Here is a 26,388-nt window from a genome sequence, read left to right as displayed (position 1 = left end):
CTTTCGAGACTCGACTTTTCGGGCATCACGGGAGTTGCTTCGCCATCCTGCTCCTGCTGCCGCCCCCGATCCGGTGCGCCCGCTCGATGAACTTATCCAGCTGCTCCGACGGCTTCCTGGCCCCACGCAGCAGGCAGGCGCGGGGCGGCGGTCCATATTTGGTGGTTTTCTATTGATTCATCAATCAGTTATCTCGTTACCTGCCTCCGAGACGGCGCTGCTGGCGCACGCATGCCAGGCCTTCTCAAAAAAAACCGCGGGGAAGACATCTCCCCGCGGCCCCGTGGTCGTTCCGTGGTTGCGGTACCGCGTGTCCGGCTTAGGATCTCCGGCGGCCGCTCGCGGCGCCCAGCAGGCCCAGGCCCGCCAGCAGCATGGCATAGGTGTGCGGCTCCGGCACCGGGGAGAGCACGAACAGCATGGAGCTGGGGCCTCCGGAATCCTCCGCCACCAGGTAGATACGGCCCCACTCATCCACCGTCACGCCCTCGATCGCCTGGCTGGTGATGCCGGAGAGATCATAGCTGCTCAACACGTTGCCGTTGCGGTCCGCCTCCACCAGCCGGCGCGAATCCAGGCTCAGGATCAGCAGGTTGTCGGCGGCGGGCGTGCCCGCCAGGGCGTCCACCGGCGAGAGCGTCTGCACGTCGGACAGGCTGGCCAGGCCCAGCAGGGAAGCGTCGAACAGCGGCGCCATGGTCGAGCTGCCGCCGCCCGCGGCGAAGCTCAGCGTGCCGGCGCGCACCTCCATCGGGGCCGCCTGCTTGACGCTGACGAAGCTGCCGTCGCGCGGATCGTAGCTGATGCCCTCCAGCCCGTTGTTGTTGTACGGGTGGTCGGCGACGGATGCCCAGGCGGCGTTCGCCAGCGAGACGCTGCCGCCGGCGGCGTAGGTGAAGCGGAAGGCGTCGTGCAGGCGCTCCTCGGCGACCACCAGGACGCCGTTGCCGAGATAGGTCAGCCCCTCCGCATCGCTGTGGCGGGTGGCGGACGGCCAGTCGCTGAACGTCATCGTCCCCAGCGTCGCGCCCGTGAGCGAGACCTCGATCACGCCGCCGCCCTCGTCGCCGACGAAGAACAGCGAGCCGCGATCGCGGGCGTAGGTGACGGCCGAGGCTTCCAGCCCCAGGCCGCCCAGCGTGTCCAGGTTGTGGCTGCCGATCAGTTGGTAGCTGCCCAGGTCGATCGAGCTTGTGGCCTGAGCCGGGGCGCAGGCCGCCGCCACGGCGAGCGTGGCGGCCAGATATGCGAATTTCATGGCAGCCCCTCCTCAGACCCGGCGCCTGCGGGCCATGGCGCCGACCAGGCCCAGGCCCGCCAGCATCAGGGCGAAGCTCTCCGGTTCCGGCACCGCCGAGATCAGGCCGGGAGAACCGATCTCCGCGCCGTTGAAGGCGGTGAACGCGCCGTTGACGCCCACCGCGCTCAGCTGCGAGATCGCGGTGCCGCTCAGCCCGGCGGCGTTGTCGAAGGAATACCCCGTGGTCGAACTGCCGAAGGTGACGCGTGTGACGAGGCCGCCGACGCTGTCGTAGATGTTCAGCGCATCCCCGCCCGTGCTCAGGCCCACGCCCGAACCGCCGTAGTTGCCGATTGCGAGATCCGCGGGCGCGTCGGCGCCGAACCATGCGCTCCTGAACGCGGCGGCAATGCCGGCGGCATTGGAGCCGCTCGAGTTGCTCTCGATGAAGATGACCGACTGCCCCGGCGCGATGCTGGCCACTCCGCGCAACGCCACCGCCGACGCGAACGAGTTGGAGTTGTCGTCCACCCGCCAGCCGCTGATGTCCACGGCCGAGGATCCCGTGTTGGTGAGCTCGAACCAGTCCGCCTCGTACACGGTGTTGCCGCTGGCGTAGGGCGCCGCTTCGGAGATGATGATGTCCGCATGCGCCTGGAAGGCGGCGGCGGCAAGGAGCAGGGCGGCAACGCCCGCGATGGGTTTCTTCAGGGATGTTTTCATGGTTTTATCCTTATCGATGGCATGAAATGGGAATAGGTATGACATGCATGTTTTTATGGCGCGGAGCGCCCGCGGGCGGCCCGGTGGGGGACACCGGCCCGGGCCGCCGTCGCGGCTTCCCGCGACAATAGGTACTATAGACGCCGGCATGCTTCACCGTGATGACAACGGCAAGGCGTTCGCGTAAGTAGATCGGACCAGCGGAAGGACGCGGGGGCACCGGACGCGTGCATGCGGGAAATGGATGGTGAGACCCGACGCCGCGGCCACGCCGGAGTAGAAAGCGGTAGGCACGCGGGCGATTACCGCCGCTGTAGCCGCAGCGGCTGCCGCATCATGCCGGGAACGGTTCTATGCGTCCTTGCCGCCCCGGCCTTTACCCGGCCTGAAGCCGAGGGCCCGCATCGCCGGCGCGAGCGGCTGCGCCGAGGCCGCGTAGGCGGCCCAGGGCCGGTCGCCCACCGCCAGCCGGGCGCCGGGGTCGGCCGCCGACCATGCCGGGGGATGGGCCAGCGTCTCCAGCTCCTCCCATGTCATCGGCACGGAAAGCCCCAGTCCGGAGCGGGCGCGCACCGACCAGGCGCAGACCGTGGTGGCGCCGCGGCCGTTGCGCAGGTAGTCGATGAAGATCCGGCCCACCCGGTTCCGCGGACCGCTGCGGGCGACGAACCGGTCCGGGATCGTCGCCGCGAGATGCGCCACGATCGCCTGCGAGAACTCCTTCACCGCCTCCCAGCCGCGCTGCCGTTTCAGGGGCACCACCACGTGCAGCCCCTTTCCGCCGCTGGCCTTGAGAAAGGACCTCAGCCCCAGTTCCTCCAGGAAGCCGCGCAGGAGCAGCGCCGCCTCCCGCAGCTTCTCCCAGGGCGCGCCGCTGCCGGGATCGAGGTCGAACACCATCCTGTCCGGATGGACGATGGCGTTCTTCGTGGCGTTCCATGTATGGAATTCGATCGCGTTCATCTGCGCCGCCGACAGCAGCCCCTCCCGGTCAATGATCCCGATCAAGGGCGGATGCCCGGGATCCAGCGCCGGATCGAGCGCCTTGATGCCGGATATTGCGTCGGGCATCGCCGCGCCGCTCATGTGCTTCTGGAAGAAATGCTGGCCTTCCACCCCGTCGGGCGCACGCAGGAAGGACACCGGCCGGCCGCGCAGGTGCGCCAGGATGAGGGGCGCGGCCCGGTCGTAGTAGCGCACCAGATCGAGCTTGGTGAAGCCGGTGGAAGGATCGATCACCCGTTCCGGATGCGTCACGTGCGGGAAGGCCGCGGCCGCCGCCGTGGCGGAGGCGGGACGCTTCGCCGCCGGCAGGGGTTGCTCCCGCGTCACGGCGCCGCTGTCCTTGTCGGCCCGCAGGCCGTGGAATACGGCGTGGCGGACGCGCCCCTCACGGGTCCATCCGCCGAAGGCGACCTCGGCCACCAGACGGGGCTGCACCCAGCGGGCGCCGGGCGGAATGGCGGAGGCATTGGGGCTGGAGACGAAAGGGCTGGCAGCGGCGGCGATATGCGACAGGCGCGCCGCCAGATCCCGCAGGGTTTCATCGCTGAATCCGGTTCCCACCCGGCCCGCATAGCGCAGCTTCCCCTCCCCGTCATGAAAGCCCAGCAGCAGGGAGCCGAGGCCGGCCCTGCCTCCCCGGGGATCGGTGTAGCCCCCGACCACGAATTCCTGGCGCTGCCCGCACTTCAGCTTGACCCATTCGCGCGAACGCCGCGACACGTAGAAGGAACCCTGGCGCTTGCCGATGACGCCTTCCAGCCCCATGCGGCACGCCGAGGCGAGGATGTCCCGCCCCGGCGCGCTGAAGGATTCGCTGAAGCGCACGGCTCCGGAACCGTGTCCCCGGCCCGCCACCAGCCGTTCCAGCAGCCGCCGGCGCTCGGCCAGGGGGGATTGCCGCAGGTCATGGCCCTGATGGAACGGCAGGTCGAAGAGATGGTAGACGATATCCTGCGTGCGTCCGTGCTCGAACGCATTCTGCAGCGCCTGGAAATCGGGGATGCCTTTCGCATCGGGCACCGCGATCTCGCCATCCAGCCAGCTGCTGTCCAGCGGCAGCTTGCGCAGCGCCTGCACCAGATGGGGCAGCCTGCCGGACCAGTCGTGCCCGTTGCGGGTGAACATCCGGATCTCTTCGTCCGCCACCCGGCTCAGGATGCGGTAGCCGTCGAACTTGATCTCGTATGCCCAGTCGCCGCCGTCGGCGGGGGGGCTGTCCACCAGCGTGGCCAGCTGCGGCTGCAGGGTGGCCGGCAGCTCGGCCCGCACCGCGCCGGCCGGCAGATCCGCGCCCGGGCCTGGACGCGGCGCGGGCGCGACGGGTACCTTCCTCCTGCCGGAAGCCGAAGACCCTCCCTTTTTTCCTCCATCCGGCGCAGGCCGTGCCTCCGCTTCCCCGATCACGCTTGCGGGCTGCGCCTCCACGACGCTGTACTCCGCGGCCGGGCGCGCGTGGCCGTCCTTTTCCTTGATGAGCAGCCAGGCATCCTGCTTTCCCTTGCGCGCCCCCTTCATGCGCACCAGCACCCATGCCCCCTTGAGCTTGTGCCCCTCCAGTTCGAACCTGAGCTTTCCTTCGCGGTAGCCGCGTTCGGGATCCTCGAGGGGCTGCCATGTCCCGCGGTCCCAGACGATCACCCTGCCGGCGCCGTACTGCCCCGCCGGAATCCGGCCCTCGAAGCGGTTGTAGGCAATGGGATGGTCCTCGACGTGGATCGCCATGCGCTTGTCCTGCGGATCGAGGCTGGGGCCCTTGGGAACGGCCCAGCTCTTCATGACGCCGCCCAGCTCCAGCCGGAAGTCGTAGTGCAGGCGGGTGGCCCAGTGCTTCTGGATGACGAACGGGCGCGGCGCCCCATGCGGAGCGGCACCTTCTCCGTGCCCCTCCGGCTCGGACGTGAGCGAAAAGTCCCGCCTGGCGCGATAGGGCGCGAGCGCGTCCTCCGCCTGCCGCCGCCGCATCAGCCGCTGCGGCGCGCCGAGGCACGGCCGCTGGAGGTTGTCGCCCTTCCCTCGCCCTTGCCGGCGGGCCGGCGGGTGGAGACGGGCGCCTTCCCTTCCTGCCCGGGACCCTTCTTCAGGCTTTTCCGCAGCAATTCGGCGAGGTCGACAATCTGCGCGCCACCGCCGGGCGCCTCAGAAGTCGACGGGACCTGCGGGCTCACCGCGCGGATGTCGCCCTGCTCCGCCTTGCGCCGCACCAGTTCCAGGATCCGTTCCCTGAACGCATCGTGGTAATCTCCGGGGTTCCAGGGTTCGCTCATCTCCGCGATCAGCTGGCGCGCCATCTTCAACTCCCTCGCGGTGACGCCCGCGGCGGCGGCGCCCTGCTCCGGCACCTCCAGTTTTCCCGGATCATGGATTTCGCTTCCCCAGCGCAGCAGGTTGAGGACCATCGCAGGGCCGGACGGCACCAGGGCCGCCAGGTGCTGCCGGGTCTGGATGACCACCCGGGCCAGCCCCACCCGCCCCGAGTCGCGCAACGCCTCCCGCAGCAGGGCATACACCTTGGCCCCCTTGTGGATGGGAACGACGAAATAGGGGCGGGCCAGGTACACGAAGGAAATCTCCTCGCCGGGAACGAATGCCTCGATGTCGATCGTCTGCGTCGCCTCCGGATAGGCCGCCTCGATCTCCTCCTGCTCCAGCACGACGTAGCGCCCGGCCTCGTGCTCGATCCCTTTCACGATGTGCTCCCTGCCCACCTCCTTCCCGGTTCTCTTGTTGATGCGGCGGTAGCCGACCGGATCCATGGTGCGCCGGTCGAGCCAGTCGAAATCCAGCGCCTCCTCGGAGGTGGCGGAGTGCAGCGCGACGGGAATATGGACCAGGCCGAAGCTGATCGCGCCCTTCCACAACGGCCGGCTGCCGGCGGCGGCCGCAGGCTTGGTCTTCATGTCTTCCGGGTCGCGAACCCGCGTGGATGGAATGATCGCATGCTAGCGGAGACGCGCGCCCGCGTACGTGCGCTGGCGCACCCGCCGCAGCCGGAAATGGAAAAAGGACGCTTCTGTGGGATGACGTACAGAGGGGAAGGACAGGCCCCCGTACCATGGAATCGTGGCGGAGGCGGAATGCCGCCGCGCGATTCTTCCGGAGGTGCAGCATGGCGGACAAGCTGGCAGATGGACGTGTCGAACGCGTCAAGGAGGTGCCCGCGCAGCATCAGCCCCGGCAGCCCGGGGTGGAGTCGGCGATGGCGCCCCCGCCCGATACCGATGTGCAGGCGTACCGCGGCAGCGGCAAGCTGGAATCGAAGGTGGCCCTCATCACGGGCGGGGACAGCGGCATCGGGCGCGCCACGGCGATCGCCTTTGCCAAGGAAGGCGCCGACGTGGCCGTGGCCTACCTCGAGGAGCACGGCGACGCGCACACGACGCGTGAAGCGGTGGAGGAGCAGGGCCGCCGCTGCCTGCTCATCGACGGTGATGTCGGAGACGAGGAATTCTGCCGCGAAATGGTCGAAAAGACCGTCGCGGATTTCGGGCACCTGGAGATCCTCGTCAACAACGCGGCCGAGCAGCACGTATGCCCCTCCATTGCCGGGATCACCGCCGCGCAGCTCGAAGGTACCTTCCGCACCAACGTCTACGCCATGTTCTACACCGTGAAGGCGGCACTGGCGCACCTGAAGAAAGGCGCGCGCATCATCAACACCACGTCCGTCACGGCCTACAAGGGCAGCCCCCACCTGCTGGACTACTCGGCCACCAAGGGCGCCATCGTGGCCTTCACGCGCTCGCTGGCGCTCCAGTTGGCGGAGCGCGGCATCCATGTCAACGCGGTGGCGCCCGGGCCGATCTGGACGCCCCTCATCCCGGCGACCTTCTCCGCCGAGGAGGTGGCCAGGTTCGGAAAGAAAGTGCCCATGGAACGGCCGGGGCAGCCCGACGAGGTGGCGCCCAGCTATGTCTTCCTCGCCTCGGCGGACAGCGCCTACATGACCGGGCAGGTGCTGCATCCCAACGGCGGGACGATCGTGGGCGGCTAGGGCGCGACACTCATGCGAACACCCGAACTCAGGAGGCGCAAATGAGCTATGAACACCATCCCGAGGGACTCGACCAGCTGACCGAAGGCAGGGAGCCCGCCCCCCGGCTGATGTCCGCCAGATGGCCGATCGGCGAGAACGTCTACAATCACCGGGGCGAAAAGCTTGGCGATATCAAGGAGATCATGCTGGACGTGCAGGAAGGAAAGGTAGCCTACGCGGTGCTGTCCTTTGGAGGATTCCTGGGCATCGCCGATAAGCTCTTCGCCGTGCCCTGGAACGCGCTGACCCTGAAGCTCGAAACCCTGGACCAGCGCTTCCTGCTGGACGTCGAGAAGGAGCACCTCGAATCCGCCCCCGGCTTCGACAAGGACGCCTGGCCGGATTTGAACGACCCCGCCTACGTCGAGCAGCTGCGGCTGTTCTATCAGGCGCAACCTTCCGGCACGTCCCGCCGTTCGGGCACGTCCCGCTAGACGGGCCGCCCGGAACCGGGCTGTTCCTCCCACGGCGCGGGCCTGTCCCGCGCCTGCAGGGCCGGCGTCCGTGCCGTCCCCCTCCCCTTCGATGCTTCCCCTCCGGCTTGCGCGCGCCATCCCTCCCTCCATGCTTCGCGGATCGGCGCCTGCGTCGGGTAGCGCACGGTAAAGGAGCGGATTCAGGCGCATGCTGGCTTCACCCAGATTTTAAAGGAGGCATCGCCATGGAGCGGAAAGTCAGCGACTTCATCGTGGAACGCCTGGCGGAATGGGGCGTCCAGCGGATATTCGGCCTTCCGGGGGACGGTATCGGCGGCATCATGGGCGCGCTGGACCGCGCATCCGGCAAGATCGAGTTCATCCAGGTCAGGCATGAGGAAATGGCCGCCTTCATGGCCTGTGGCCATGCCAAATTCACCGGCGAAGTCGGCGTATGCCTGGCGACCTCGGGGCCGGGCGCCATCCACCTGCTCAACGGCCTGTACGACGCCAAGCTGGACCACCAGCCGGTCGTCGCCATCGTCGGCCAGCAAAGCCAGTCGGCGCTGGGCGGCAGCTACCAGCAGGAGGTCAATCTCGCCTCGCTGTTCGCCGACGTCGCGCACGAGTACGTCCACATGGTCACGACGCCGGCACAGATGCGCCACGTCCTCGACCGGGCGATGCGCATCGCCCGGTCGGAACGGACGGTCTGCTGCGTCATCGTCCCCAGCGATGTGCAGGACGCCGCGTACCAGGGCCCGCCGCACGAGCACGGCACCCTGCACTCCGGTGTGGCGTGCAGCATACCCCGCGTCCTGCCGCGCACGGAGGATCTGCAGCGTGCCGCCAACATACTGAACGCCGGATCGCGCGTGGCGATCCTGGTGGGCGCGGGCGCGCTCGGCGCCACCCGGGAGATCGTGGAGATCGCCGACCTGCTGGGAGCGGGCATCGCCAAGGCCCTGCTCGGCAAGGCGGCGGTGCCCGACGACCTGCCGGCGGTGACGGGAACGATCGGCATCCTCGGCACCCGGCCCAGCGTGGAAATGATGACCTCGTGCGATACCCTGCTCATGGTCGGATCCGGCTTCCCCTATGCCGAATTCCTGCCGGAGGAGGGCCAGGCACGCGGCATCCAGATCGACATCGACGCCACCATGATGGGCATGCGCTACCCCATGGAAGTCAATCTCGTGGGCGACAGCGCCGCCACCCTGCGCCTGCTCATGCCCCTGTTGCAGCACAAGCAGGACCGGGCCTGGCGCGCCCGCATCGAGGCGAGCGTCGCAAAATGGTGGAGGACGGTGGAGGCACGGGCGATGGAATCCGCCAGCCCGCTGAACCCCCAGCGGGTGGTGTGGGAACTGTCGCGGCGCCTGCCCGATCACTGCATCCTGACGGGCGACTCGGGCACCTCGACCTTCTGGTACGCCCGCACCGTCAAGCTGCGTACCGGCATGATGGCCTCGCTTTCGGGCGGGCTCGCCACCATGGGCTCGGCCGTCCCCTACGCGATCGCCGCCAAGTTCGCCCATCCCGACCGCCCGGTCGTGGCCCTCGCGGGAGACGGAGCCATGCAGATGAACGGCATGAGTGAGCTGATCACCGCCGCCAGATACTGGCGCAAATGGCGCGACCCGCGCCTGATCGTCCTGGTCCTGAATAACCGCGACTTCAACCTGGTGACGTGGGAGCAGCGCGCCTCGGCGGGCGACCCCAAATTCGATGCGGCGCAGGATCTGCCGGACATCCCCTACGCCGAATATGCGAAGCTGATCGGATTGCGCGGCATCCGCGTCGACCGTCCGGACGCCCTCGCCCGGGCCTGGGACGATGCGCTCCAGGCGGACCGCCCGGTGCTGCTGGAGGCGTACACCGACCCGGACGTCCCGCCCCTCCCCCCGGAAGTGACCTGGAAACAGGCGCAGTCCTACTTCTCGGCCCTGGCCAAGGGGGACTCCGAGGCGGCGGGCGTGATGCGCGAGACGATCAAGCAGCTCTTCGCCTGATGGAGACGACGGGCCGGCACACTGCGCTCCGCCCGGCTCGCCGATCGCACCAGCCATGAACCTCGTCCAGATCCTGCTACCGCTCGCCGGCAACGACGGCAAGCGTTTTCCCGGCAAGCGGTTCGCCGCCGTACGGGAAGAGCTGATGGCCCGCTTCGGCGGACTGACGACCTACCTGCAGTCGCCGGCCAGCGGGCTCTGGCGGAGCGAGGACGGCGAGACCCTGCACGATCGCTTCGTCGTGTACGAGGTCATGGTGGAACGGCTCGACCGGGCGTGGTGGTCGACCTACCGGCGCGAACTGGAGAGGCGCTTCCGGCAGGATGCCCTCGTCATCCGCGCGCACGTCATCATCCTGCTGTAGCGGCGGCCTGTCCGGGCGGAACGTCGCGCGCCGGGCATATGCCCGCCATCTGTCAGCAGGCGGGCGCGAACCTTATCGAAGACCGTGCCTGCTTTGCCAGGACTGCATCCATGATCTTGTTCTGCGCGGTCATTTAACGTAATTCTGCGGCTTCTTCGCTCCGATCGCCCACGCCCGGCCGAAATCCGCCACCGATGCCGCGCCCGGTTTCCGGCGCGGCGCCAGAATCCCGATCAGCATCAGGCCCGCGAGCATCAGGGCGTAGGCCTCCGGCTCGGGGACCGCAGAGACGGCGACGAGAATCTGCCCTTTGTTGTTGATGTCGATTGCATGCACCAGAACATATCCGGCCGGCAATTCGGCCAGCAGACTCAGGTCGGTCATGCCCACGCCGTTGGGGCCGGTGATGAAGACGTGAGCGTCGCCCGCGGCCGTGAAGGAGTGCCCCACCACCTGTCCGAGGTCGTTGATGGCACCGACGGTACTCTGCGTTCCCCCCAGCGTCCCGAGGTCGGTCATGCCCACGCCGTCGGGGCCGGTAATGAAGGCACCCCACCCCCCTACAGCCGCGTTGTAGTAAGTTCCCGCCACCTGCCCGGCGTCGTTGATGGTCAAGCTGTACCTTCCTCCCCCCGTCCCGAGATCGGTCATGTCCACGCCATCAAGGCCGGTGACGAAGGAGTGAAAGCCGCCTACAGCCGTGGCGGCCGTTCCCACCACCTGTCCGGCGTCGTTGATGTCACGGGCAAAACTCTCACGCCCTCCCAATGTCCCGAGGTCGGTCATGCCCGCGCCACCGGGGCCGGTGATGAAGGCATGAAAGTAACCTGGATTCTCAGCCATGCGGAACTCCCCCGTCACCTGCCCGGCATCGTTGATGCCGTAGGCGGCGCTGTACCTTCCCCCCAGCGCTCCGAGATCGGTCATGCCCACGCCGTTGGGGCCGGTGATGAAGGCACGGACATCACCTGCGGCCGTGCCGGACCACCCCGCCACCTGCCCTGCACCGTTGATGGCAGTGGCGACGCTGCCGCGTCCCCCCAGCGTCCCGAGGTCGGTCATGCCCGCGCCATTGGCGCCGGTGATGAAGGCGTGATAGTCGCCTGCAGCCGTGCGGAACTCTCCCACCACCTGTCCGGCGTCGTTGATGGCGTAGGCGCCGCTGTGATCCCCCTCCAGCTTGAAATCGGCGAGCACCTTGCCGCTGGAATCCAGGATGAAATAACCTGCATAGGCAGGGAAACCCAGCGAGACAGGGGAAAGAAAGTAACCTGCATAGGCAGGCGGGACAAGGCACAGCCCGATGCCCAGGGCTGCCGCGGACATGAGGCTGCGAATGCTGGAATTACCGGCGGCTTTCATCGTTTTCCCTCCATGAAAATAAGAATTATTATCGTTCAAGCGCAGATTAAAACTGAGCAGGAGAAAAGTAAAGGAGTCGAATAGCCTATACAGCCGGGAATCCCGCATCCATCCGATCGTCGTCCCCCCAGAGGCGCAGCAGGGGGGAAATTCCGGGGCAGTGGGCGTGCTGCGCAACTATATCGACACCTGAACCGCCGGATTTCTCCTCCCGCAGCCCGGCCCCGAAATCTCGCTCCTTCCGCCGGCGAGCGGGGTGACCACGATCCGGGTGCCGATGCGTTCCTTGAGCGTCGGCACATGCGAAATCACCCCGATCAGCTTGCCGTCCTGCTGCAGATTCCCCAGCGTTTCCAGTGCGGTATCCAGCGCTTCTTCATCCAGCGTGCCGAAGCCTTCGTCCAGGAACAGCGAATCCACGCGGACGTTTCTGCTGGCCATGTGGGACAACCCCAGCGCCAGCGCCAGGCTGACGATGAAGCTCTCGCCGCCGGACAGGTTCTTCGTGGATCGGATCTCGCCCGCCTGATAGTTGTCGATCACGTTGAGCTCCAGCGGCTGGGCGTCGTCGCGGATCAGCAGATAGCGGTCGCTCATTTTCCGGAGCTGCCGGTTGGCATGGCCCACCATCATCTCGAACGTCAGCCCCTGGGCAAAATTGCGATACTTCTTTCCGTCCGCCGAGCCGATCAGTTCATGGAGATTTTCCCAGCGGCGGCACTCCGTTTTGCGGGCCTCGATCGCCGCCTGCGTCGCCTCCAGCCGCTGCCTGGCGGCAGCATTCTCGTCCAGCCTGTGCCGGACGCGGGCAATGGCTTCCCGCAGCTGTCTCAAGGATTCCTCGCCACCCCCGAGTTCCGCTTCCAGCGCCTCCAGCGATCTGTCGGTGATCCTTTTGGCAGCTTCCGCGGCCAGGCGCGCTTCCCTGTCCTTTCTTCTCGCCTGCAGGTCCGCTTGCCGTTCGTCCAGTTCTCTTGCCTTTGCGGACAGCGCGTCCCTCTGCTCGACACCGAGCCTCGCTGCATGAAATTCCTTTTCATCCGGAAAGCCCGTCGAGCCAAGCGCTGCCGTGAATCCGGCTTCCAGTGCCCGCAGTTCCGGGGCTCTCCGGTCGATGCGCGTTTTCAGCAACTCGACTTGAGTCCTTGCCGTATTCAATTTCTGCTGGAGATCATGGTGCAGGGCTCTGGCCTTCCTTTCCGCCTCCTCCAACGCGGAAACGTCCTTGTTCAAACGAAGCTCTTCATCATCAGGATTTTTATCGCCGTACAATTCCTTCCGCTCATCGCATCCGGCGGCGTAATCCTTTTTGAGGGACGCCAGATGTTCCCGTTTTTCGTTCAATGCAGTGCCTTGAGTTTCGATGACTGCATCCAGGCGCCTCGTCTCGCTGTCGAGACCCGCAATCAGTTTCTCGATCTCGGCCTTTTTCCCGATCTGCGCCTGCCATGCCTCGAGGCGCTCACGCAGCGACTCCAGCAGCGTCGCCACGCCGGCGTCCGGAATCTCCGCGATGCCCAGCGGCAGGAGCTTGGCGGAGACGGCGAGCCTGCGTCCGCCAAAATCGGCACGCCGGTTTTCCAGCCCTTCCTTCAGTTCGGCAAGGGCCTGCCCGGCCGCTTTTTCGCCATGGATCGCCAGTGCCTCCTGCTTTTCGGCGTCCGCCAGATTTGCACGGGCCGTGGCTTCGGCCGCTTCCAGCCCCCGGATAACGTTTTCCTGGCCCTCGGCCTGGCCTATCCGACTGGTGAGCGCCGCGATCTTCCTCTCGATTTCATCGGGAACAGGAACGTTGCCGGCCGCGTACGGGTGCGCCGTCGCACCGCAAAGGGGACAGGGTTTCCCATCCTCCAGATGGGCCCGATGGCCTTCGAGCTTCGCTATCCTGGTCAGAAAGGCCATTTCGCGAAGCAAGGCCTCCTTCTCGGCGCGATGCTCGCGCAACAGCCGCCCCTCCAGCAAGCGACCCAATAAATCCTTTCCCTGCCGCAGTCTTTCCGCGGCAGCCTCCAGCTCCCGCCTCCGGGTGCCGGACTGTTTCCGGCACCCGGCGAGTTTTCCTGCCGCCTGCTCCAACGCCGCCGCGGCCTTCTCCGCAGCGGCCGCCTTGCGGGCCACTTCGTCCTGCAGCAAGAGCAGGCCGCCCAGCTGCTCCTCGACGCCCGCCAGGCCGCCGACCAGCCACGCATCCTGCGCATGCTCCCTGAGATAATCTGCAGCCACCTTCAGGTTCTTTTCCGCATCGATGCGTTTTTGCTGCTCCCTGAGCCTGGCCTGCCGATCCGCATCGATGCGTGCGGCATCTTTTTCGCAGGCGGCTTCATCCTTCGAAACAGCCTTTTTCCGATCGGCAAGTGTCTGGTCGAGGGAGCGCACCTTCCTGATGAGCGGCGCGGCGGCTTCCCGTGCCGCCCTGGCCGCGGCGAGTTGCTGCTCGGCCGATTGCAATGATTCGGCATGTTCCCGGGTGGAGGACTCCAGCTGGGGAAGGGCCTCATCCCCGGCCTTCAGCGCTTCGCGATCCTGCGCCTGCTGGCTGCGGATGGCTGTGAGCGTGGCGTATGCGCCCTCCAGCAGCGCTGCCTGGATTGCGCGATCGAGCCGGGCGCGCTCCGGCTTGAAAATGTCGGCATCGCCTTGCAGCGCGCCCGCTTCCGCCGCCAGGCCGCCGACCTCCTGCCTCAGCCCCTCCACCGCCTTCAACCATGCGACGGACCTGCCCGTCTCCGCCGATCGCGCGGCTAGATCGGCCTCTTCCTTCCGCCTCGACGCCAGCTCCTGTTGAAGCTCGTTTTCCTGCACCTGATCCAGGATCGGGATGCCTGCCGTTTCAGCCTGGAGCAGATGCAGTTTTTCCCGTTCCTCGCGCTGGCGCTCATGGACGCGCATGGATATCCTGCTGTAGATTTCCGTGCCCGTGATCTGTTCCAGGATCGGCGCCCGCTCATCCGGCAAAGCCTGCAGGAAGGCGGCAAAGCCTCCCTGCGCCAGCAGCATCGAGCGGGTGAAGCGGTCGAAATCCATGCCGGTGGCCGTTTCGATCCGGCCGGCGACGCCCCTGACACTCGATTCCAGAATCCGGCCCGATACGTCATCGGCGATCTCGTGCTTCGGAGCCTGAAGCTCTCCATCGAATCTCTTGCGTGCCCGGCGCTGGCTCCAGTGACAGCGGAAACGGCCCGCCTGTGTCTCGAACGTCACCTCGGCGAAGCATTCCCCGGTCTGGCGGGACATGATCTCGTTCCCGCCCTTCGTCACCTTGCTCAGCCGGGGTGTCCGTCCGTAGAGGGCCAGGCAGATGGCGTCGAGGAGGGTCGTCTTGCCGGCGCCGGTCGGGCCGGTGATGGCGAAGATGCCGTCGGAGGCGAACGCCGGGTGCGTCAGGTCGATTTCCCACTCGCCCGCCAGGGAATTCAGATTCCCGAACCGTATCTGCAGTATCCGCATCGCGCCCTTCTATTCCGCTCGCATGTCTTCGTCATGGAGGGACGCGAGCGTCTCCCGATAGGCATGGATCAAGGCCGGCCGCTGTTCTTCGGGCACCGCGTGCGCAGCCAGGCAGCGCTCGAACACCTCGTCCACGCCGAGATCGTCCAGCGTTTCCTCCTCATGGATTCTTCCGAGCACGCGATCGACGATGCGGTTGTTCCGCACCCGGAGGATCTCCATGCGGCTGCCGGCAAGGGCCGCGTCCAGGCGCTCACGCAGATCGCCCACGACTTCCTCGCCCTCGTAGACGACTTCGAGCCACGCCTGCGAATCGGCCGCGGACAGGCTGCGAATCCGCGCCGAGATGCCGCTCCAGTCTCCCTTGACGCGTTCGAGCGCCTGGAACAGCGGCACCTCGATCAGCCGGACGGACGCCGCCGTGCCGCGGAATTCGACCTGGCAGACGCTCTTGCGCTGCCCGGCTTCCCCGAACCCCATGGGCAGCGGGGAACCGCTGTAGCGCATGGCGTCGGAGCCGCCCACCCGCTGCGGGACGTGGAGGTGCCCCAGCGCCAGGTAGTCGATGCACCTTGGGAAAATCCCCGTGGCCACGTGGGCCAGCGAGCCCACGTAGAGGTCGCGCACGCCGTCGCCCTCGACGGTTTCGCCGCCGGCGGCGAACAGGTGGCCGGTGGCCACGATGGGAATGCCGGCGCCAAGCTCCCCGCGCCTGCGTTCGGCCAGCGCGGCGACGGCGGCGTAGTGCCTGCGGATGCCGTCGAGCAATTTCCGCTCCTTGTCCTCGACGCTCTCGCCGGCTTCCGCCACGCGGATGTCCCTGTCACGCAGGTAGGGCACGGCGCAGACGATCAGTTCTGCTTCACCGCGCCCGTTCCGAAGCACCAGGACCTCGTCCTCGAGGGATTCGCACGCGCTGCCGATGACGTGGACATCGAGAGCCTTCAGCAGCTCCCGCGGGGCATCCAGGAACGAAGGGGAATCATGGTTCCCCGCGACGACCACCACGTGGCGGCAGCAGGAAGCCGCCACCCTGCACAGGAAGCGATAGTAGAGCTGCTGGGCGCGGTTGCTCGGGGCGCTGCTGTCGAAGACGTCGCCGGCCACGATCAGGGCGGCGGTTTCGGTGCTCTGGATCGTTTCCGCCAGCCAGTCCAGGAAGGCCTCGAATTCCTCGTAGCGCTTCCTGCCATGGAGGGTCCGGCCTATGTGCCAGTCGGAGGTGTGCAGGATTCTCATCGGGGCGCCCCGATCATCATGGATCCTGCTTCGACAGGCCCCGCGCCCGCCGCACCGGATTCACACGCAATGCACATCCTTTCGCTACCTCGTCACGAATGACTCGTCCTCGAACGCCATGGGATCGGTTCCATATGCGACGGCCAGTCCGGCAACGAGCGACGGTCTGGTCTCCGCTGCACGACGCCGCCAAACACGAATGTTGAGCGCTGGGTATCGAGATCGATTTTTCGCTGTCCTCCGAACGTCATTCGCAGTCCCGGGCATATCATCGGCAAACCCAAGAAACGCAGCAGCGGAACGCCTGTGTCGCACACTTCCACCGGGCTGCGTGTCATGAGGGTTGTCCTAATATATCATCGGAACAGCCTGACCGAGGTCCGATGTACGACCATCTGCTGGATGTGGAATCATCCTCATAAGAAACGGCCTTGTTTTTATAGGCTACGAATATTGGCAGGAGATATTCTTCCCTTGACACTTTATGGTGGTTCCACCATATTATCGAGATGCAGGAAGCTAGGGCCTGTTAACACTTGTTTCGTGGTCGCGTTGCTGTGCGAAAAGCGCGAGGGCAAGGCGCAAAGCGCAGGGCATAGCTGGCTATGGCCAAGCTTTGCAACGCCGCACTCGCGTTTTTTCGTGCGCAACCCGCAGGGACGGGACGGAATTTCACCCGGCCCATCGTTACTCGCCGTTTGCAGAGCCTGCTCTGCTGCACGGCTCGCGCCTCGTTCCAACTGAAATCCGTCACCGTCGCGAGCATGAAACAAGTGTTAGCAGGCCCTAGGAAAACGATAAAACCCGTGAAGTGGGTCGGCTCGAGTTTCAAGGATTTCCGCGCTTTTCCCGATGCGGTCAAAGATGAAATGGGTTATGCGCTGCACCAGGCTCAAACAGGCGGAAAAACCACCACTGCCAAACCGCTTCAGGGTTTCGGCGGAGCTGGGGTCCTTGAAATTGTAACCAACGAGATGGGGGATACGTTTCGCGCTGTCTATACAGTGAAATTCGCAACGGCAATCTACGTACTGCACGCTTTTCAGAAGAAATCGAAAAGTGGAACTAAAACACCGGTTGAAGACATGAAACTGATTGAACGGAGATTTAAAGCAGCTGAAGCCGATTACAGGCTTCAACTCGAAAAAGGGAAAAAATCATGACTCAGGATATTGAAAACACTATCATGCGCGGGTCTGAAAACATTTTCGCAGACCTCGGTTATGTCGATGCTGAGACACACCTGCTTAAAGCTGGCCTGGTGAGTCGTATTCAGGATGTCATCCATGCGCAGAAAATGACACAAACCGTTGCAGCAAAACGCATGGGGCTTAGTCAACCGGATGTGTCACGTCTGCTGAAGGGACATTTTCGGGACATCTCAGTAGAACGTCTTATGCGCATGCTGACCAAGCTTGGTTATGAGGTCGATATCGTAATCAGAGAACACGGCAAAAAGCCTTCGCGGCGAAATATCATTCGCCTGGGAGCCCTGGCCCACGCTTCAGCATAAACCCTCCATTGAGGGTCTGGATCAATAAATCTTATTAAGTGCGCGATGAAGGGTTACTCGATTCACGTTTGCAAGAACCCCCATATCCGGAACCGTTTCCCGCCGCTCACGGACATCTGCGCGGCATCACTCAATCGTCGAAGCGGCAGGCGTGATCCTCAAGGCTCAGGCTGGCGCTGCGCGCCCCCACGGCAGAGTTGTCTTTCTGTTCTCGTCACAGGTCTTCAGGCGGGATTCCACCTCCGCCCTGGCATCGGACGACACAGGCATCTCGTCCTGTTCCAGGCTTTCGGAAATCGGCTCCAGCAATTCCAGTTTCCGAGCTGGTGTCCGTTTCCTGATATCTTCCTCGTCGGCGACTTCATGGATGTCCCTGACATGCAGGAAAAATGTCCAGGAAGGAAGGAGCCGCGAAGGCGGGATAGACGCATCAGTCCAGCCGGATCGAGGGCCGCAGCCGGGAATTGAGGCAGTCGACCAGCCACAGCAGGCTCCCGCGCCAGAACCCGTGCAGCCGCGACTGGTGGCGCCGGTACAGCATGACGTGGCTGAACTGCGCCAGGCGGCCGCGCAGGGTCCCGCCCTCGAAAAAGCCGAACTTCCCCAGAGAGGCGAAGGCGTCGTAGTCCGCCAGGGAAACCATCGATCCGAAATCCCGGAACCTGAAGGGTGGCACCGGCGTGCCGCGCAATGCGCCCGGCAGGTGGCGGATCAGGTGCCGCGCCTGCTGGTGCGCGACCTGGGCGGTCGGCGGCAGGGGCCGCCCGGCGCCCGCCGGCACCAGACTGGCGCAGTCGCCCACGGCATAGACGGCAGGATCGCGCGTCGTCTGCAGGGTGGGACGGACCAGCAGCTGATGGCTCCGGTTCGTCTCCAGGCCATCCAGATGCGCGAGGAAGTCGGGCGCCTTGACGCCGGCCGCCCACACCAGCAGCGAGGCCGGCACGAAGCCGCCGTCCTCCAGCGCAAGACCATCCGCCCGCGCCGCGACCACGCCGGTCGAGATCCGCACGTTCACTCCCAGGCTTTCCAGCCGCGCCCGCGTCGCCTCGGAAATGTCCTGCGGAAAGGAGGCCAGCAGCCGCGCATCCCGCTCCACCAGGGTGATGCCGATGCGGCGCTCGAGTTCCCGCGCCCCGTACGCCACGGCCGCATGGGTCAGGTGCACCAGCTCGGCGGCCAGTTCCACGCCGGTGGCGCCGCCCCCCACGATCGCGATGTCCAGCCGGGCGTCCTGGCCCAGGCACTGCATCATGCGGACGCGGATTTCCCGGCTGAACGCATCCGCCTGCGCGCGCGAGTCGATCATGTGGCAGTGCTGCCTGACCCCGGGAATGCCGAAGTCGTTGGCCTCGCTCCCCACCGCCAGCACCAGGATGTCGTAGGCCAGGCATCGCTCGGGAATCATGACGCGTCCATCGGACGCCAGCAGGGCCGCGATGCGCACGCTGCGGCGCGCCCGGTCGAGCCCGCACAGCTCCCCCGGCTGGTAGACGAAGCCCGCATCCCGCGCCTGCGCCGCATAGGCGGTCTGCTGCTGCGAGACGTCGCTCGTTCCCGCGGCGATGGTGTGCAGCATGGGCTTCCAGACGTGGACGGAATCCCGGTCGACGAGAACGACGGACGCCGCCTCCCCCGCCTGCCGCCGGCGTCCGCGGCGGCCGAGCGCCGTGGCGATCTCCAGGCCCGCCACCCCGCCGCCCACCACCACGATGCGGTTCCCGTGCGGCTCGCTCATCCCGCACCCCGCATCCGGGGCGGGCAGCCGCGCATCCTGTACGGCGGACGTTCCATCTGCTTCAGGGATGAATGGGTATAATGGTGAAAAATAGCATACCTCTCCCTCTCCGGGCGTGGGACAGATAACAGAACGGGCGCACGCCTGGCATGCGACGAACGGAAAACGACACCCCGGGGACACGATCTTGAATGCGATCATGTCCCCATGGCCGGCAGCGGCGCGTTTCATGGCGTCCATCCCGCATACGGCGGCGGTGCTCGCCGCCGCCGCGCTCGCCGCAGGCTGCGTCACGCAGGGCGGCGCGCTCTGCGCCCCGGAACCCGCCATGGTCATCGGCCTCCAGGGCGGGGGCAGCGAGGATCTCGCCGTGCTGCCGCTGGACGCGGCAGGCACCACCACCCGCCTCTTCCTGCGCGAGATCTGCGACGGCACGGACGCCCCCCGGTGCAGGCCGGGGCAGTGGCGCGTGGGCAGCGTCGACGTCGGGAAGGATAACGTGCCGGCGTCCACGCGGCATGCGTGGCGGCCCGAAGGAAAGGAAGGGGAGCACACCTTCGAGCCGCTGGGCATGTCGCTGGTTCCCGATGACGCGCCGGGCGCCGCGACGCTGTTCATCGCCGACATCGGCAGGCGGGCGGCGGTGCGCATCTGGCAGCTGCGCATCGAGGGCGGTGAGGTGGTCGATGCCCGCCTCGCTGCGCCCGCCGACGCGGATGCGGGCAGCCGGCTCGCAGGGGCCAACAGCCTGCAGCCGGTGCGCGACGGCAGCGGTTTCCGCCTCTACGTCACCCGCTTCGACGAGTACGGCCTGCTGCCGTGGCGGCCCACGCCCTGGCCCGCGCTCGTGCAGGTACGCGACGGGCGCCTCCTGGAACCCGCGAACCAGGACTTCCGCAATGCCAACGGAATCATCGATGCCTGCCCCGGCTGCAACCACCTGGTCGTCGCCAGCTACTGGGAGCGCAGGCTCCGGTTCGCCTCGAAGAACAGCGGCGAGATCGGGGGCTACGCCTCGGCCGAGCTTCCCATACGGCCCGACAACCTCAGGCTCGACGGCGAGCGCATCCTCATCGGCGGCCAGCACCGCGTGGATCTGACCGCCCTCAACCTGCTGGTTTCCTCCCGCATCCCCTCGCCCTCCGCCGTCTATGCCGTCGACGCGCGGTCGCTCGGCCCCGACGCCGTCCCCACGTTGCTGTGGGAAGGCGGGTGGAGGCAGGGCCACTCCGTCACCACGGCGGTGGCGCTGCCGAACGAGCGCCTTGCCATCGGCCAGATCAACACCCCCACCATTCTCGTCGTCGACTGTTCCGCCCGCCCCTGAACGGCCGGCGCCGCGCCTTCTGTACGACAGCGTACGGAAAAATGCCGGCAACCGCTCCATATTGAAGGCCTGTCACGCGCATTCGCCGCACTGCCGGGGAAACCTCCACCGGGGAATATCTCGACTTCACCCGGAAAACGCGCGCCTTCCCCCGCGAATGCACTTCCATACCCCGTCCTGAAAGAGGAGTGAACCATGGAAAACGAGCGACCCGTCAACCTGCCATGGCACGGCCATGAAACCATCGCCGCGGTTCCCGTATTGCTGGCCCAGGGGCAGCAGCTCGAGATCACCCTGCCTGCGAACTACAACCATTCCCTGTTCGCCGCCCTGCATCCGCACGCCCCACCTGCCCATCCGGAGCAGATCGACGTCTCCGGCGGGCCGGAGCTGCTGACGGACATCGCCACCGTGGCCGGGCTGGAAGAATTCTCCGAGCTGACCGAGACGCTGAAGGCGGCGCGCGCCGGCGTGCGCATCGTCAGCCCGCCCACGATCATGATCGGATTCACGGGATCCTAGCGCATTCCGAGATGGCGACGGCCGCTGCGCCCGGATCCATTCCCATCCTGGTCCCGGGCCGGAACTGCTGGCGCGTCGAGCACGCGGCGCGGCTGGCCTTCCTGGTGGACGGAGCGGATTTTTTCCGCGCCTTTCGCGAAGCGGCCAAGGCGGCCCGGCGGTCGCTGCTGATCGTGGGATGGGACATCGACAGCCGGGTCGAGCTGCTCAGGGAGGCTGCCGCCCCCGGCGAACGGCGCACCCACGCGGAAGACGGGTTGCCTGTCGCCCTGGGCGATTTCCTGCACGCCCTGCTGCGGCGCAACCGCGACCTGCGCATCCACGTGCTGGACTGGGACTTTACCATGCTGTTCGCCCCCGCACGCGAGTGGATGCCCCTCTACAAGGAAAAATGGACAGCCCATCCGCGGCTTTTCTTCCACCTCGACGACCACCATCCCGTGGGCGCCTGCCATCATCAGAAGATCATCGCGATCGACGACCGCGTAGCCTTCGCCGGCGGCCTGGACCTGACCCGCGGACGCTGGGATACGTCCCGTCACGACCCCGGCGACCCGCTGCGCAGGGATCTCGCGTCGGAGGCCGTGCCCCCGCCCTACCACGACGTGCAGGCGATGGTGGAAGGCCGCGTGGCCGCCGCCCTGGGCGAACTTGCGCGCCGGCGCTGGCAGCAGGCGACGGGCGAAGCGCTGGAAGCTCCCGTCTCCGGTGGCGCGGCGTCCTCGATCCCCGTCTGGCCCGCCGGCCTGCCACCCGCGCTGGAAGATATCCCCGTCGCCATCGCCCGCACCCTGCCCCGCTACCGCGGCCAGGATGAAGCGCGCGAGGTGGAACGCCTGCTGCTGGACGCCATCGCCGCCGCCCGCCACGCCATCTACACGGAAGCGCAGTACCTGACCTCCACCCGCGTGGGCGCCGCGCTGCGGCAGCGCCTCGAGGAAGCCGACGGGCCCGAGATCATGATCCTGCTGCCGGAGCACACCGACGGCTGGCTCTCGCAGAACACCATGGACGTGCTCCGGGAACGCCTGCTGAGGATGCTGCGATCGGCGGACCGGCACCACCGCCTGCGCGTGTATTGCCCCTGCATCCCGGGATTGGGGGATCAGTGCGTGAACGTGCACTCCAAGATCCTGTTCGTGGACGACGAACTGCTCCGGGTCGGCTCGGCCAACCTGAACAATCGCTCCATGGGACTGGACAGCGAGTGCGACTTGGCCGTCGAGTCCGGGGACGACCCGCGCATACGGGAAGCGATCCGCGCCTTCCGCAGCCGGCTCCTGGCCGAGCATCTCGGCGTGGATGCGAGCGAGGTCGAGGCGCGGCTGGCTGCCACCGGATCGCTCATACGCGCCATCGAGGCGCTGCGCGGTGGCAGACGCACCCTGCTCCCGCTGGAAATCCCGACCGGCGCCGCGGAAGATGCATGGACGCCCGGTAGCGAGATCGTCGATCCGGACCGGCCGCTCGAAACCGACGGCTGGATCGGCGAGCTCGTACCGGAAGAGCGCCCGGCGCATGCAAGCCATCGCCACTGGCTCGTGCCGGGGATGCTGGCCGCGGTCGCAGTCCTCGCGGCCGCCTGGCAATGGTCGCCCCTGCGCGAATGGGCGGACGTGGACAGGCTGGCCGCCGCGGCGGGCGAACTGGCGCAGACACCTGCCGCACCCGCCGTGGCGATAGGGATATTCGTGGCGGGCGGACTGGTGGCATTTCCACTCACCGTCCTGGTGCTGGCCTGCATCCTGGTATTCGGGCCGTGGCCGGGGCTCCCGTATGCCCTGCTGGGCGCACTGGCGAGTGCGGCCCTCACCTACGGCGCGGGGCACGCGCTGGGGCGCGGCGCCGTCCGCAAGCTGGCGGGAAAGAGGCTGAGCGAGCTGAGCCGGCGCATTGGCCGCCACGGACTGGTCGCGGTGGCGCTGGTGCGCGTCGCGCCGGTCGCGCCGTTCACCCTCATCAACATGATGGCGGGCGCGTCCCACATCCGCTTCCGCGACTTCATCCTGGGCAGCGCGCTGGGGCTGCTGCCCGGCATGCTGGGCATCTCCCTGTTCGCCGACCGGCTGGCAGCCCTCATCCGGACGCCGGGACCGGCCGCCTTCGCGCTGCTGGTCGCGGCGGTAGCGGCCATCGCGGCAGGTTTCTGGTTCTTTCTCCAATGGGAAAGACGGCAGCGGGATACGCGCCTGAGGATACGCAAAGACTGACGCGGAGGCCCCATGAACGGCATTCGCACGACCGGAAGGCGGATCGATGAGTGAACTCAGCCTGGCCACCTACAACATCCACGCATGCGTCGGCACGGACGGCCGCTTCATGCCCGAGCGCACCGCGCAAGTGCTGCGGGAGATGGACGCGGACGTCGTCGCCCTGCAGGAGGTCGAGCACCACGAGGTGAACGGCGCGGACCTGCTCGAGTACCTTGCGGCAGAAACCGGGCTGGCTGCGATCGCCGCACCCAACCGGGTGCGCGGCACGCGCCACTACGGCAACGCGATACTCACCCGCCTGGCGCCGGTGCACGTCGACCGCGTGGATCTCACGCTGGCCGGCTGCGAGGCGCGCGGCGCCCTGGACGCGACCCTTGCGGGGAACGGGCGCCTGATCCAGGTGGTGGCCACGCACCTCGGCCTGCGCCCGCTGGAGCGCCGCGAGCAGGTAAGCGCACTGCTCAGGCTGTTCAGGATCGGGTCGGCCAACCTCTACGTGCTGATGGGCGATCTCAACGAATGGTTCCTGTGGGGGCGGCCGCTGCGCCGGCTGCACGCCCACTTCCGCGAGGCCCCGCACCGGGCCACCTTCCCCGCGTGGCGACCGTTCATGGCGCTGGACCGGATATGGGTGCACCCGAGAAACCGGCTCCGAGTCGTGGAGGTCCATTCCACCCGGCTCGCCCGTACCGCCTCCGACCATCTCCCGCTCAAGGGAATCGTGGAGATCTAGCGCCTGCATGCCTGGCCCTCTGCCTGCCGAGACCCTTCCCGGCCGTTCCGGAAAGCCCTGAACTGCCCTTCCGTATCCTCCTGCATCCCTCGAATCCCTTGAGGTTCCTGCAGCTCCAGCGTTCATCGCAGCCTCGATCCGATGGAAATATCCATCGGGAGGGAACTCGGTCGACTTCACAATGTCTTCACATATGGACAACATATTCTTAACAAATTGCCGACATCTGAGATGCTCCGTCGCTCAAAGGTGATTTGATCCTGAAAATGAGGAATGATCATGAAAAAAGGAAAATTTCTTGCCATTTCATACATCCTGAGCATGGCCGCGGCCATGATGCTGCTCTCGCCCGTGGAAGCCGCGGGGCATAGCGGGAGCAAGGAGGCGGGGATGGATCGCACCGTTGCGATCGTGAACCATCATGATGCCAGGGCAAAGTTCCACGAGGATACGGCTCTGGAAATGCAGGCCAGGGCACGGGAGCAGAAACGGCTCCTTGAACGGTATGAAACCAAAAGCTACCTCTACGGCCGCAGGGCCCAGGATCTCCAGGCACATACCGATGCGCTGATCCGCAAACTCGACCGGTCTGCGAAGGAGCATGTGAGAGAAGCCGCCCTGCATCGCCGGATGGCGGTGCAGTGCGCGGAGAATGCCTTCTGTGCCCCGAATCCGAAGGCCGAGCTCTGCTGAAATCCACTCCCCCGCTCCCTCATGGCCGGTGAGGCATCACCGCATGAGGGGCACTGGAAGCCCGATCCCGGCCGCCTCCTGAAAATGGATGGGATGGATGGGTCGCCTCACAGCGCGAGACCAGGCATTTTAAAGCGCACCCGCAGCCGGTAATTATTCACTCCCCGCGCCAGGGCGCAATGACTCGCATCGGCGGCATCTATCGGTTCATGCGTCACGCCCGGCGCCACCCGTCTCACCTGGCCGATATCATTGTGATGGGCGCCAGGCATTGATCTCCGGTTTCATATTACCTGCATGGATCGATGAGGCCTTCCGGCATCGAACCCATTCCCTGCCTCGGGGAATGCTATCATTTCCCATGATCCGCCATTCAGGCGGAGTCCCTTAGGAAATCCATATGCGAACATTCATTGCAATCGATCCCATGCGTGGTGCCGTCAACCAACTCCTGGCCGTCTGGTCAGGCATGGGGAGCGTGAATGCGCTGGCCGCCCTGCTGTTCGCACTGGGAATCGCGTCCCGCCCGGCATACGCCGACACGGCCAGCCTCGATGATGCGCGCATCGCGAACGTGGTCGTCACGGTGAACGATTTCGCGATCGCAGCGGGCAGGCTGGCGCAATCCCTCTCGGAGCGGGAATCCGTCCAGGACTACGCGCGGCGCATGGCGGAGGAACACGCCAGGGTCAGGGATTCGATGATGGAATGGGCGGGCAGGCTCAATCTCGCGCCCCGCGCCAGCGCCATCAGCCGGGAATTCAAGATGGATGGAAAGGCCGACCTCGCCCGGCTCAGGACATTGAGCGGGAAGGCATTCGACAAAGCCTATATCGAGCGCAACATCGTCCTCTACCAGAACGTGCTGGATGCCATCGACAACCAGCTGATGCCCAGTGCCGGCAGCGAGGAGCTGAAGGTGCTGCTGTACGGCCTGTTCTCGCCGTTCTCCCTGCATCTCGAAGACGCGCAGCGGATCCAGGAAGCGCTGGACGAGCCGGATGGGCAGCCTGGAGAGGAAGACCGCGCGCCAGGCTGACAGGCGGCCACAACGGGAATCTCGTCAGCCCGACGTGTTCCCCGTTCCATCGGCAGCACGGTATACCAGTTTCCTGTCCTCCATCTCGATGGCCAGCCGGTCCATGGCCTGGGCATGGAGGACATCCAGCCGGTCATAGACCTGGTTGCGGCAGGATACCGCCTTGAGCATGCCGCACGCGAGGGAGCGGCGTATCTCGCGCAGACCCACCCTTTCCCCGCAGTAGGCGCGGAGAATGCGTTCGATGCCGCGGCGATGGTGCAATCCTGTCCCGAAGCCTGCTGCCAGGTATTGAACCAGCGGCGCGATCCCGCCCGCCTCCCGCCCGAACTGGACGCGAATGTAGGCCAGGTGCAGCGGCGACAGCACGCGTTCGCACAGGGTGAGTATCAATGCCGCCTGGGCATGGCGGTCGTGCACGGTCAGTCCGGGATTTCCGGCTGAGCCTGCCACAGTACCGGCGGCACGCATGGCGTTGATCGAGGATATCTTGACGATCGGCGTGCTGCAGGTTTCGAACGCCCATTTCAGGGCATGCTCCGGGTTGCCGAATTTCATTTTTCATCCTCCTTGTGCTGGTATGAGGAGCAACGCCGGCCATGCCTGCGGCCTTTGGCGCAATACGTGATGCACTGCGATATCAGCTGGATCGTTTCCTGGTGGCGGCAGCCATGGCACGATTGCGCCTGTCTGCGCGCGGCAACCTGCTCCGGGTCTCCATATTCCCAATGCTCCAGCCCCTCAGGCCCATTCCGGTGCGCTGAGGATG

The 26,388-nt window shown here is 66.3% G+C and carries 23 protein-coding genes; 13 read left to right on the top strand and 10 right to left on the bottom strand.

The genetic code is table 11. The features are described 5' to 3' along the window. Positions 1-319: 319 nt before the first annotated feature. From BT108_RS05120 to BT108_RS05105, 4 genes are all read right to left on the bottom strand, one after another. On the bottom strand, positions 320-1,258 hold the full coding sequence (locus BT108_RS05120) for an SdiA-regulated domain-containing protein (protein WP_072293471.1): 939 nt from the start codon (positions 1,256-1,258) through the stop codon (positions 320-322). Positions 1,259-1,270: 12 nt separating this feature from the next. Beyond that, entirely contained in the window at positions 1,271-1,963 is a 693-nt protein-coding gene (locus BT108_RS05115; RefSeq protein ID WP_083566227.1) for a lamin tail domain-containing protein, read from the bottom strand. 351 nt (positions 1,964-2,314) lie between these two features. After that, positions 2,315-4,930 carry a DNA ligase D gene (gene ligD / locus BT108_RS05110; protein ID WP_072293470.1) on the bottom strand — a complete coding sequence of 872 codons (2,616 nt, stop codon included), beginning with the start codon at positions 4,928-4,930 and terminating at the stop codon, positions 2,315-2,317. After that, the gene (locus tag BT108_RS05105) at positions 4,930-5,865 is read right to left on the bottom strand and encodes a non-homologous end joining protein Ku (RefSeq protein ID WP_072293469.1); all 936 of its coding nucleotides are present in this window, start codon (positions 5,863-5,865) and stop codon (positions 4,930-4,932) included. The genes ligD and BT108_RS05105 overlap by 1 nt, the downstream gene beginning before the upstream one ends. A gap of 209 nt (positions 5,866-6,074) precedes the next feature. Here BT108_RS05105 and BT108_RS05100 point away from each other — a divergent pair, with 209 nt between their 5' ends. From BT108_RS05100 to BT108_RS05085, 4 genes are all read left to right on the top strand, one after another. Next, entirely contained in the window at positions 6,075-6,959 is an 885-nt protein-coding gene (locus tag BT108_RS05100) for an SDR family oxidoreductase (RefSeq protein ID WP_072293468.1), read from the top strand. Positions 6,960-7,000: 41 nt separating this feature from the next. After that, the gene (locus BT108_RS05095) at positions 7,001-7,435 is read left to right on the top strand and encodes a PRC-barrel domain-containing protein (protein ID WP_072293467.1); all 435 of its coding nucleotides are present in this window, start codon (positions 7,001-7,003) and stop codon (positions 7,433-7,435) included. A gap of 227 nt (positions 7,436-7,662) precedes the next feature. Further along, positions 7,663-9,429 (top strand): thiamine pyrophosphate-requiring protein, encoded by a 1,767-nt coding sequence (locus BT108_RS05090; protein ID WP_072293466.1) that lies wholly within the window; start codon positions 7,663-7,665, stop codon positions 9,427-9,429. Positions 9,430-9,484: 55 nt separating this feature from the next. Continuing rightward, positions 9,485-9,793 carry a hypothetical protein gene (locus BT108_RS05085; protein ID WP_072293465.1) on the top strand — a complete coding sequence of 103 codons (309 nt, stop codon included), beginning with the start codon at positions 9,485-9,487 and terminating at the stop codon, positions 9,791-9,793. Positions 9,794-9,922: 129 nt separating this feature from the next. Here BT108_RS05085 and BT108_RS05080 read toward each other — a convergent pair whose 3' ends face one another. The 3 genes from BT108_RS05080 to BT108_RS05070 all read right to left on the bottom strand — a co-directional run bounded on the left by BT108_RS05080 (position 9,923) and on the right by BT108_RS05070 (position 15,841). Next, positions 9,923-11,155, bottom strand: a complete 1,233-nt coding sequence (locus BT108_RS05080) for an HAF repeat-containing protein (protein ID WP_072293464.1) — start codon at positions 11,153-11,155, stop codon at positions 9,923-9,925. A gap of 177 nt (positions 11,156-11,332) precedes the next feature. After that, positions 11,333-14,602, bottom strand: coding sequence for an AAA family ATPase (locus BT108_RS05075; RefSeq protein WP_072293463.1), 3,270 nt, complete (start codon positions 14,600-14,602; stop codon positions 11,333-11,335). 9 nt (positions 14,603-14,611) lie between these two features. Further along, positions 14,612-15,841, bottom strand: coding sequence for an exonuclease SbcCD subunit D C-terminal domain-containing protein (locus BT108_RS05070; RefSeq protein WP_072293462.1), 1,230 nt, complete (start codon positions 15,839-15,841; stop codon positions 14,612-14,614). A 605-nt stretch (positions 15,842-16,446) separates the two neighbouring features. On the opposite strand from BT108_RS05070, the gene BT108_RS05065 reads away from it, so the two are divergent. Next, positions 16,447-17,004: a type II toxin-antitoxin system RelE/ParE family toxin gene (locus BT108_RS05065; RefSeq protein ID WP_369816932.1), complete on the top strand. Its 558-nt coding sequence runs from the start codon at positions 16,447-16,449 to the stop codon at positions 17,002-17,004. After that, complete coding sequence (locus BT108_RS05060) at positions 17,001-17,354, top strand: helix-turn-helix domain-containing protein (protein ID WP_072293461.1); 354 nt, start codon at positions 17,001-17,003, stop codon at positions 17,352-17,354. The genes BT108_RS05065 and BT108_RS05060 overlap by 4 nt, the downstream gene beginning before the upstream one ends. A 165-nt stretch (positions 17,355-17,519) precedes the next feature. On the opposite strand, the gene BT108_RS14265 is transcribed toward BT108_RS05060, so the two are convergent. Both BT108_RS14265 and BT108_RS05055 read right to left on the bottom strand, forming a co-directional pair. Continuing rightward, on the bottom strand, positions 17,520-17,696 hold the full coding sequence (locus BT108_RS14265; protein ID WP_369816942.1) for an addiction module protein: 177 nt from the start codon (positions 17,694-17,696) through the stop codon (positions 17,520-17,522). 88 nt (positions 17,697-17,784) lie between these two features. Further along, positions 17,785-19,092, bottom strand: a complete 1,308-nt coding sequence (locus BT108_RS05055) for an NAD(P)/FAD-dependent oxidoreductase (RefSeq protein ID WP_072293460.1) — start codon at positions 19,090-19,092, stop codon at positions 17,785-17,787. 199 nt (positions 19,093-19,291) lie between these two features. Here BT108_RS05055 and BT108_RS05050 point away from each other — a divergent pair, with 199 nt between their 5' ends. The 6 genes from BT108_RS05050 (at position 19,292) to BT108_RS05025 (ending at position 25,619) form a co-directional block, all read left to right on the top strand. Further along, a complete protein-coding gene (locus tag BT108_RS05050; RefSeq protein WP_143142403.1) occupies positions 19,292-20,419 on the top strand; it encodes a hypothetical protein in 1,128 nt (375 codons plus the stop codon). A 195-nt stretch (positions 20,420-20,614) separates the two neighbouring features. Beyond that, complete coding sequence (locus BT108_RS05045) at positions 20,615-20,941, top strand: hypothetical protein (protein WP_072293458.1); 327 nt, start codon at positions 20,615-20,617, stop codon at positions 20,939-20,941. Positions 20,942-20,952: 11 nt separating this feature from the next. Next, positions 20,953-23,151 (top strand): VTT domain-containing protein, encoded by a 2,199-nt coding sequence (locus BT108_RS05040; RefSeq protein WP_072293457.1) that lies wholly within the window; start codon positions 20,953-20,955, stop codon positions 23,149-23,151. Between the two features lie 46 nt (positions 23,152-23,197). Next, positions 23,198-23,887 carry an endonuclease/exonuclease/phosphatase family protein gene (locus BT108_RS05035; protein WP_072293456.1) on the top strand — a complete coding sequence of 230 codons (690 nt, stop codon included), beginning with the start codon at positions 23,198-23,200 and terminating at the stop codon, positions 23,885-23,887. A 279-nt stretch (positions 23,888-24,166) separates the two neighbouring features. Continuing rightward, the gene (locus BT108_RS05030) at positions 24,167-24,580 is read left to right on the top strand and encodes a hypothetical protein (RefSeq protein ID WP_143142402.1); all 414 of its coding nucleotides are present in this window, start codon (positions 24,167-24,169) and stop codon (positions 24,578-24,580) included. Positions 24,581-24,980: 400 nt separating this feature from the next. Further along, the gene (locus BT108_RS05025) at positions 24,981-25,619 is read left to right on the top strand and encodes a DUF4142 domain-containing protein (RefSeq protein ID WP_083566225.1); all 639 of its coding nucleotides are present in this window, start codon (positions 24,981-24,983) and stop codon (positions 25,617-25,619) included. A gap of 24 nt (positions 25,620-25,643) precedes the next feature. Here the strand turns inward: BT108_RS05025 and BT108_RS05020 are convergent, their stop codons facing one another. Beyond that, positions 25,644-26,177 carry a hypothetical protein gene (locus tag BT108_RS05020; protein WP_072293454.1) on the bottom strand — a complete coding sequence of 178 codons (534 nt, stop codon included), beginning with the start codon at positions 26,175-26,177 and terminating at the stop codon, positions 25,644-25,646. A gap of 41 nt (positions 26,178-26,218) precedes the next feature. Between BT108_RS05020 and BT108_RS13790 the strand changes: the two genes are divergently transcribed. Continuing rightward, positions 26,219-26,383, top strand: a complete 165-nt coding sequence (locus tag BT108_RS13790) for a hypothetical protein (protein WP_177257257.1) — start codon at positions 26,219-26,221, stop codon at positions 26,381-26,383. Positions 26,384-26,388 lie beyond the last annotated feature (5 nt).

The sequence above is a fragment of the Nitrosovibrio sp. Nv17 genome, assembly GCF_900119085.1.
Taxonomy (GTDB): domain Bacteria; phylum Pseudomonadota; class Gammaproteobacteria; order Burkholderiales; family Nitrosomonadaceae; genus Nitrosospira.
The sequence above is the reverse complement of the archived record's forward strand: the minus strand, read 5'-3'. Positions and strand labels throughout refer to the sequence as shown.

Coding starts and splice junctions, on each gene's coding strand:
- BT108_RS05120 (WP_072293471.1), bottom strand. CDS start 1,258: ATGAAATTCGCATATCTGGCCGCCACGCTCGCCGTGGCGGCGGCCTGC.
- BT108_RS05115 (WP_083566227.1), bottom strand. CDS start 1,963: ATGAAAACATCCCTGAAGAAACCCATCGCGGGCGTTGCCGCCCTGCTC.
- ligD (WP_072293470.1), bottom strand. CDS start 4,930: ATGCGGCGGCGGCAGGCGGAGGACGCGCTCGCGCCCTATCGCGCCAGG.
- BT108_RS05105 (WP_072293469.1), bottom strand. CDS start 5,865: ATGAAGACCAAGCCTGCGGCCGCCGCCGGCAGCCGGCCGTTGTGGAAG.
- BT108_RS05100 (WP_072293468.1), top strand. CDS start 6,075: ATGGCGGACAAGCTGGCAGATGGACGTGTCGAACGCGTCAAGGAGGTG.
- BT108_RS05095 (WP_072293467.1), top strand. CDS start 7,001: ATGAGCTATGAACACCATCCCGAGGGACTCGACCAGCTGACCGAAGGC.
- BT108_RS05090 (WP_072293466.1), top strand. CDS start 7,663: ATGGAGCGGAAAGTCAGCGACTTCATCGTGGAACGCCTGGCGGAATGG.
- BT108_RS05085 (WP_072293465.1), top strand. CDS start 9,485: ATGAACCTCGTCCAGATCCTGCTACCGCTCGCCGGCAACGACGGCAAG.
- BT108_RS05080 (WP_072293464.1), bottom strand. CDS start 11,155: ATGAAAGCCGCCGGTAATTCCAGCATTCGCAGCCTCATGTCCGCGGCA.
- BT108_RS05075 (WP_072293463.1), bottom strand. CDS start 14,602: ATGCGGATACTGCAGATACGGTTCGGGAATCTGAATTCCCTGGCGGGC.
- BT108_RS05070 (WP_072293462.1), bottom strand. CDS start 15,841: ATGAGAATCCTGCACACCTCCGACTGGCACATAGGCCGGACCCTCCAT.
- BT108_RS05065 (WP_369816932.1), top strand. CDS start 16,447: ATGGCCAAGCTTTGCAACGCCGCACTCGCGTTTTTTCGTGCGCAACCC.
- BT108_RS05060 (WP_072293461.1), top strand. CDS start 17,001: ATGACTCAGGATATTGAAAACACTATCATGCGCGGGTCTGAAAACATT.
- BT108_RS05055 (WP_072293460.1), bottom strand. CDS start 19,092: ATGAGCGAGCCGCACGGGAACCGCATCGTGGTGGTGGGCGGCGGGGTG.
- BT108_RS05050 (WP_143142403.1), top strand. CDS start 19,292: ATGTCCCCATGGCCGGCAGCGGCGCGTTTCATGGCGTCCATCCCGCAT.
- BT108_RS05045 (WP_072293458.1), top strand. CDS start 20,615: ATGGAAAACGAGCGACCCGTCAACCTGCCATGGCACGGCCATGAAACC.
- BT108_RS05040 (WP_072293457.1), top strand. CDS start 20,953: ATGGCGACGGCCGCTGCGCCCGGATCCATTCCCATCCTGGTCCCGGGC.
- BT108_RS05035 (WP_072293456.1), top strand. CDS start 23,198: ATGAGTGAACTCAGCCTGGCCACCTACAACATCCACGCATGCGTCGGC.
- BT108_RS05030 (WP_143142402.1), top strand. CDS start 24,167: ATGAAAAAAGGAAAATTTCTTGCCATTTCATACATCCTGAGCATGGCC.
- BT108_RS05025 (WP_083566225.1), top strand. CDS start 24,981: ATGCGAACATTCATTGCAATCGATCCCATGCGTGGTGCCGTCAACCAA.
- BT108_RS05020 (WP_072293454.1), bottom strand. CDS start 26,177: ATGAAATTCGGCAACCCGGAGCATGCCCTGAAATGGGCGTTCGAAACC.
- BT108_RS13790 (WP_177257257.1), top strand. CDS start 26,219: ATGCCTGCGGCCTTTGGCGCAATACGTGATGCACTGCGATATCAGCTG.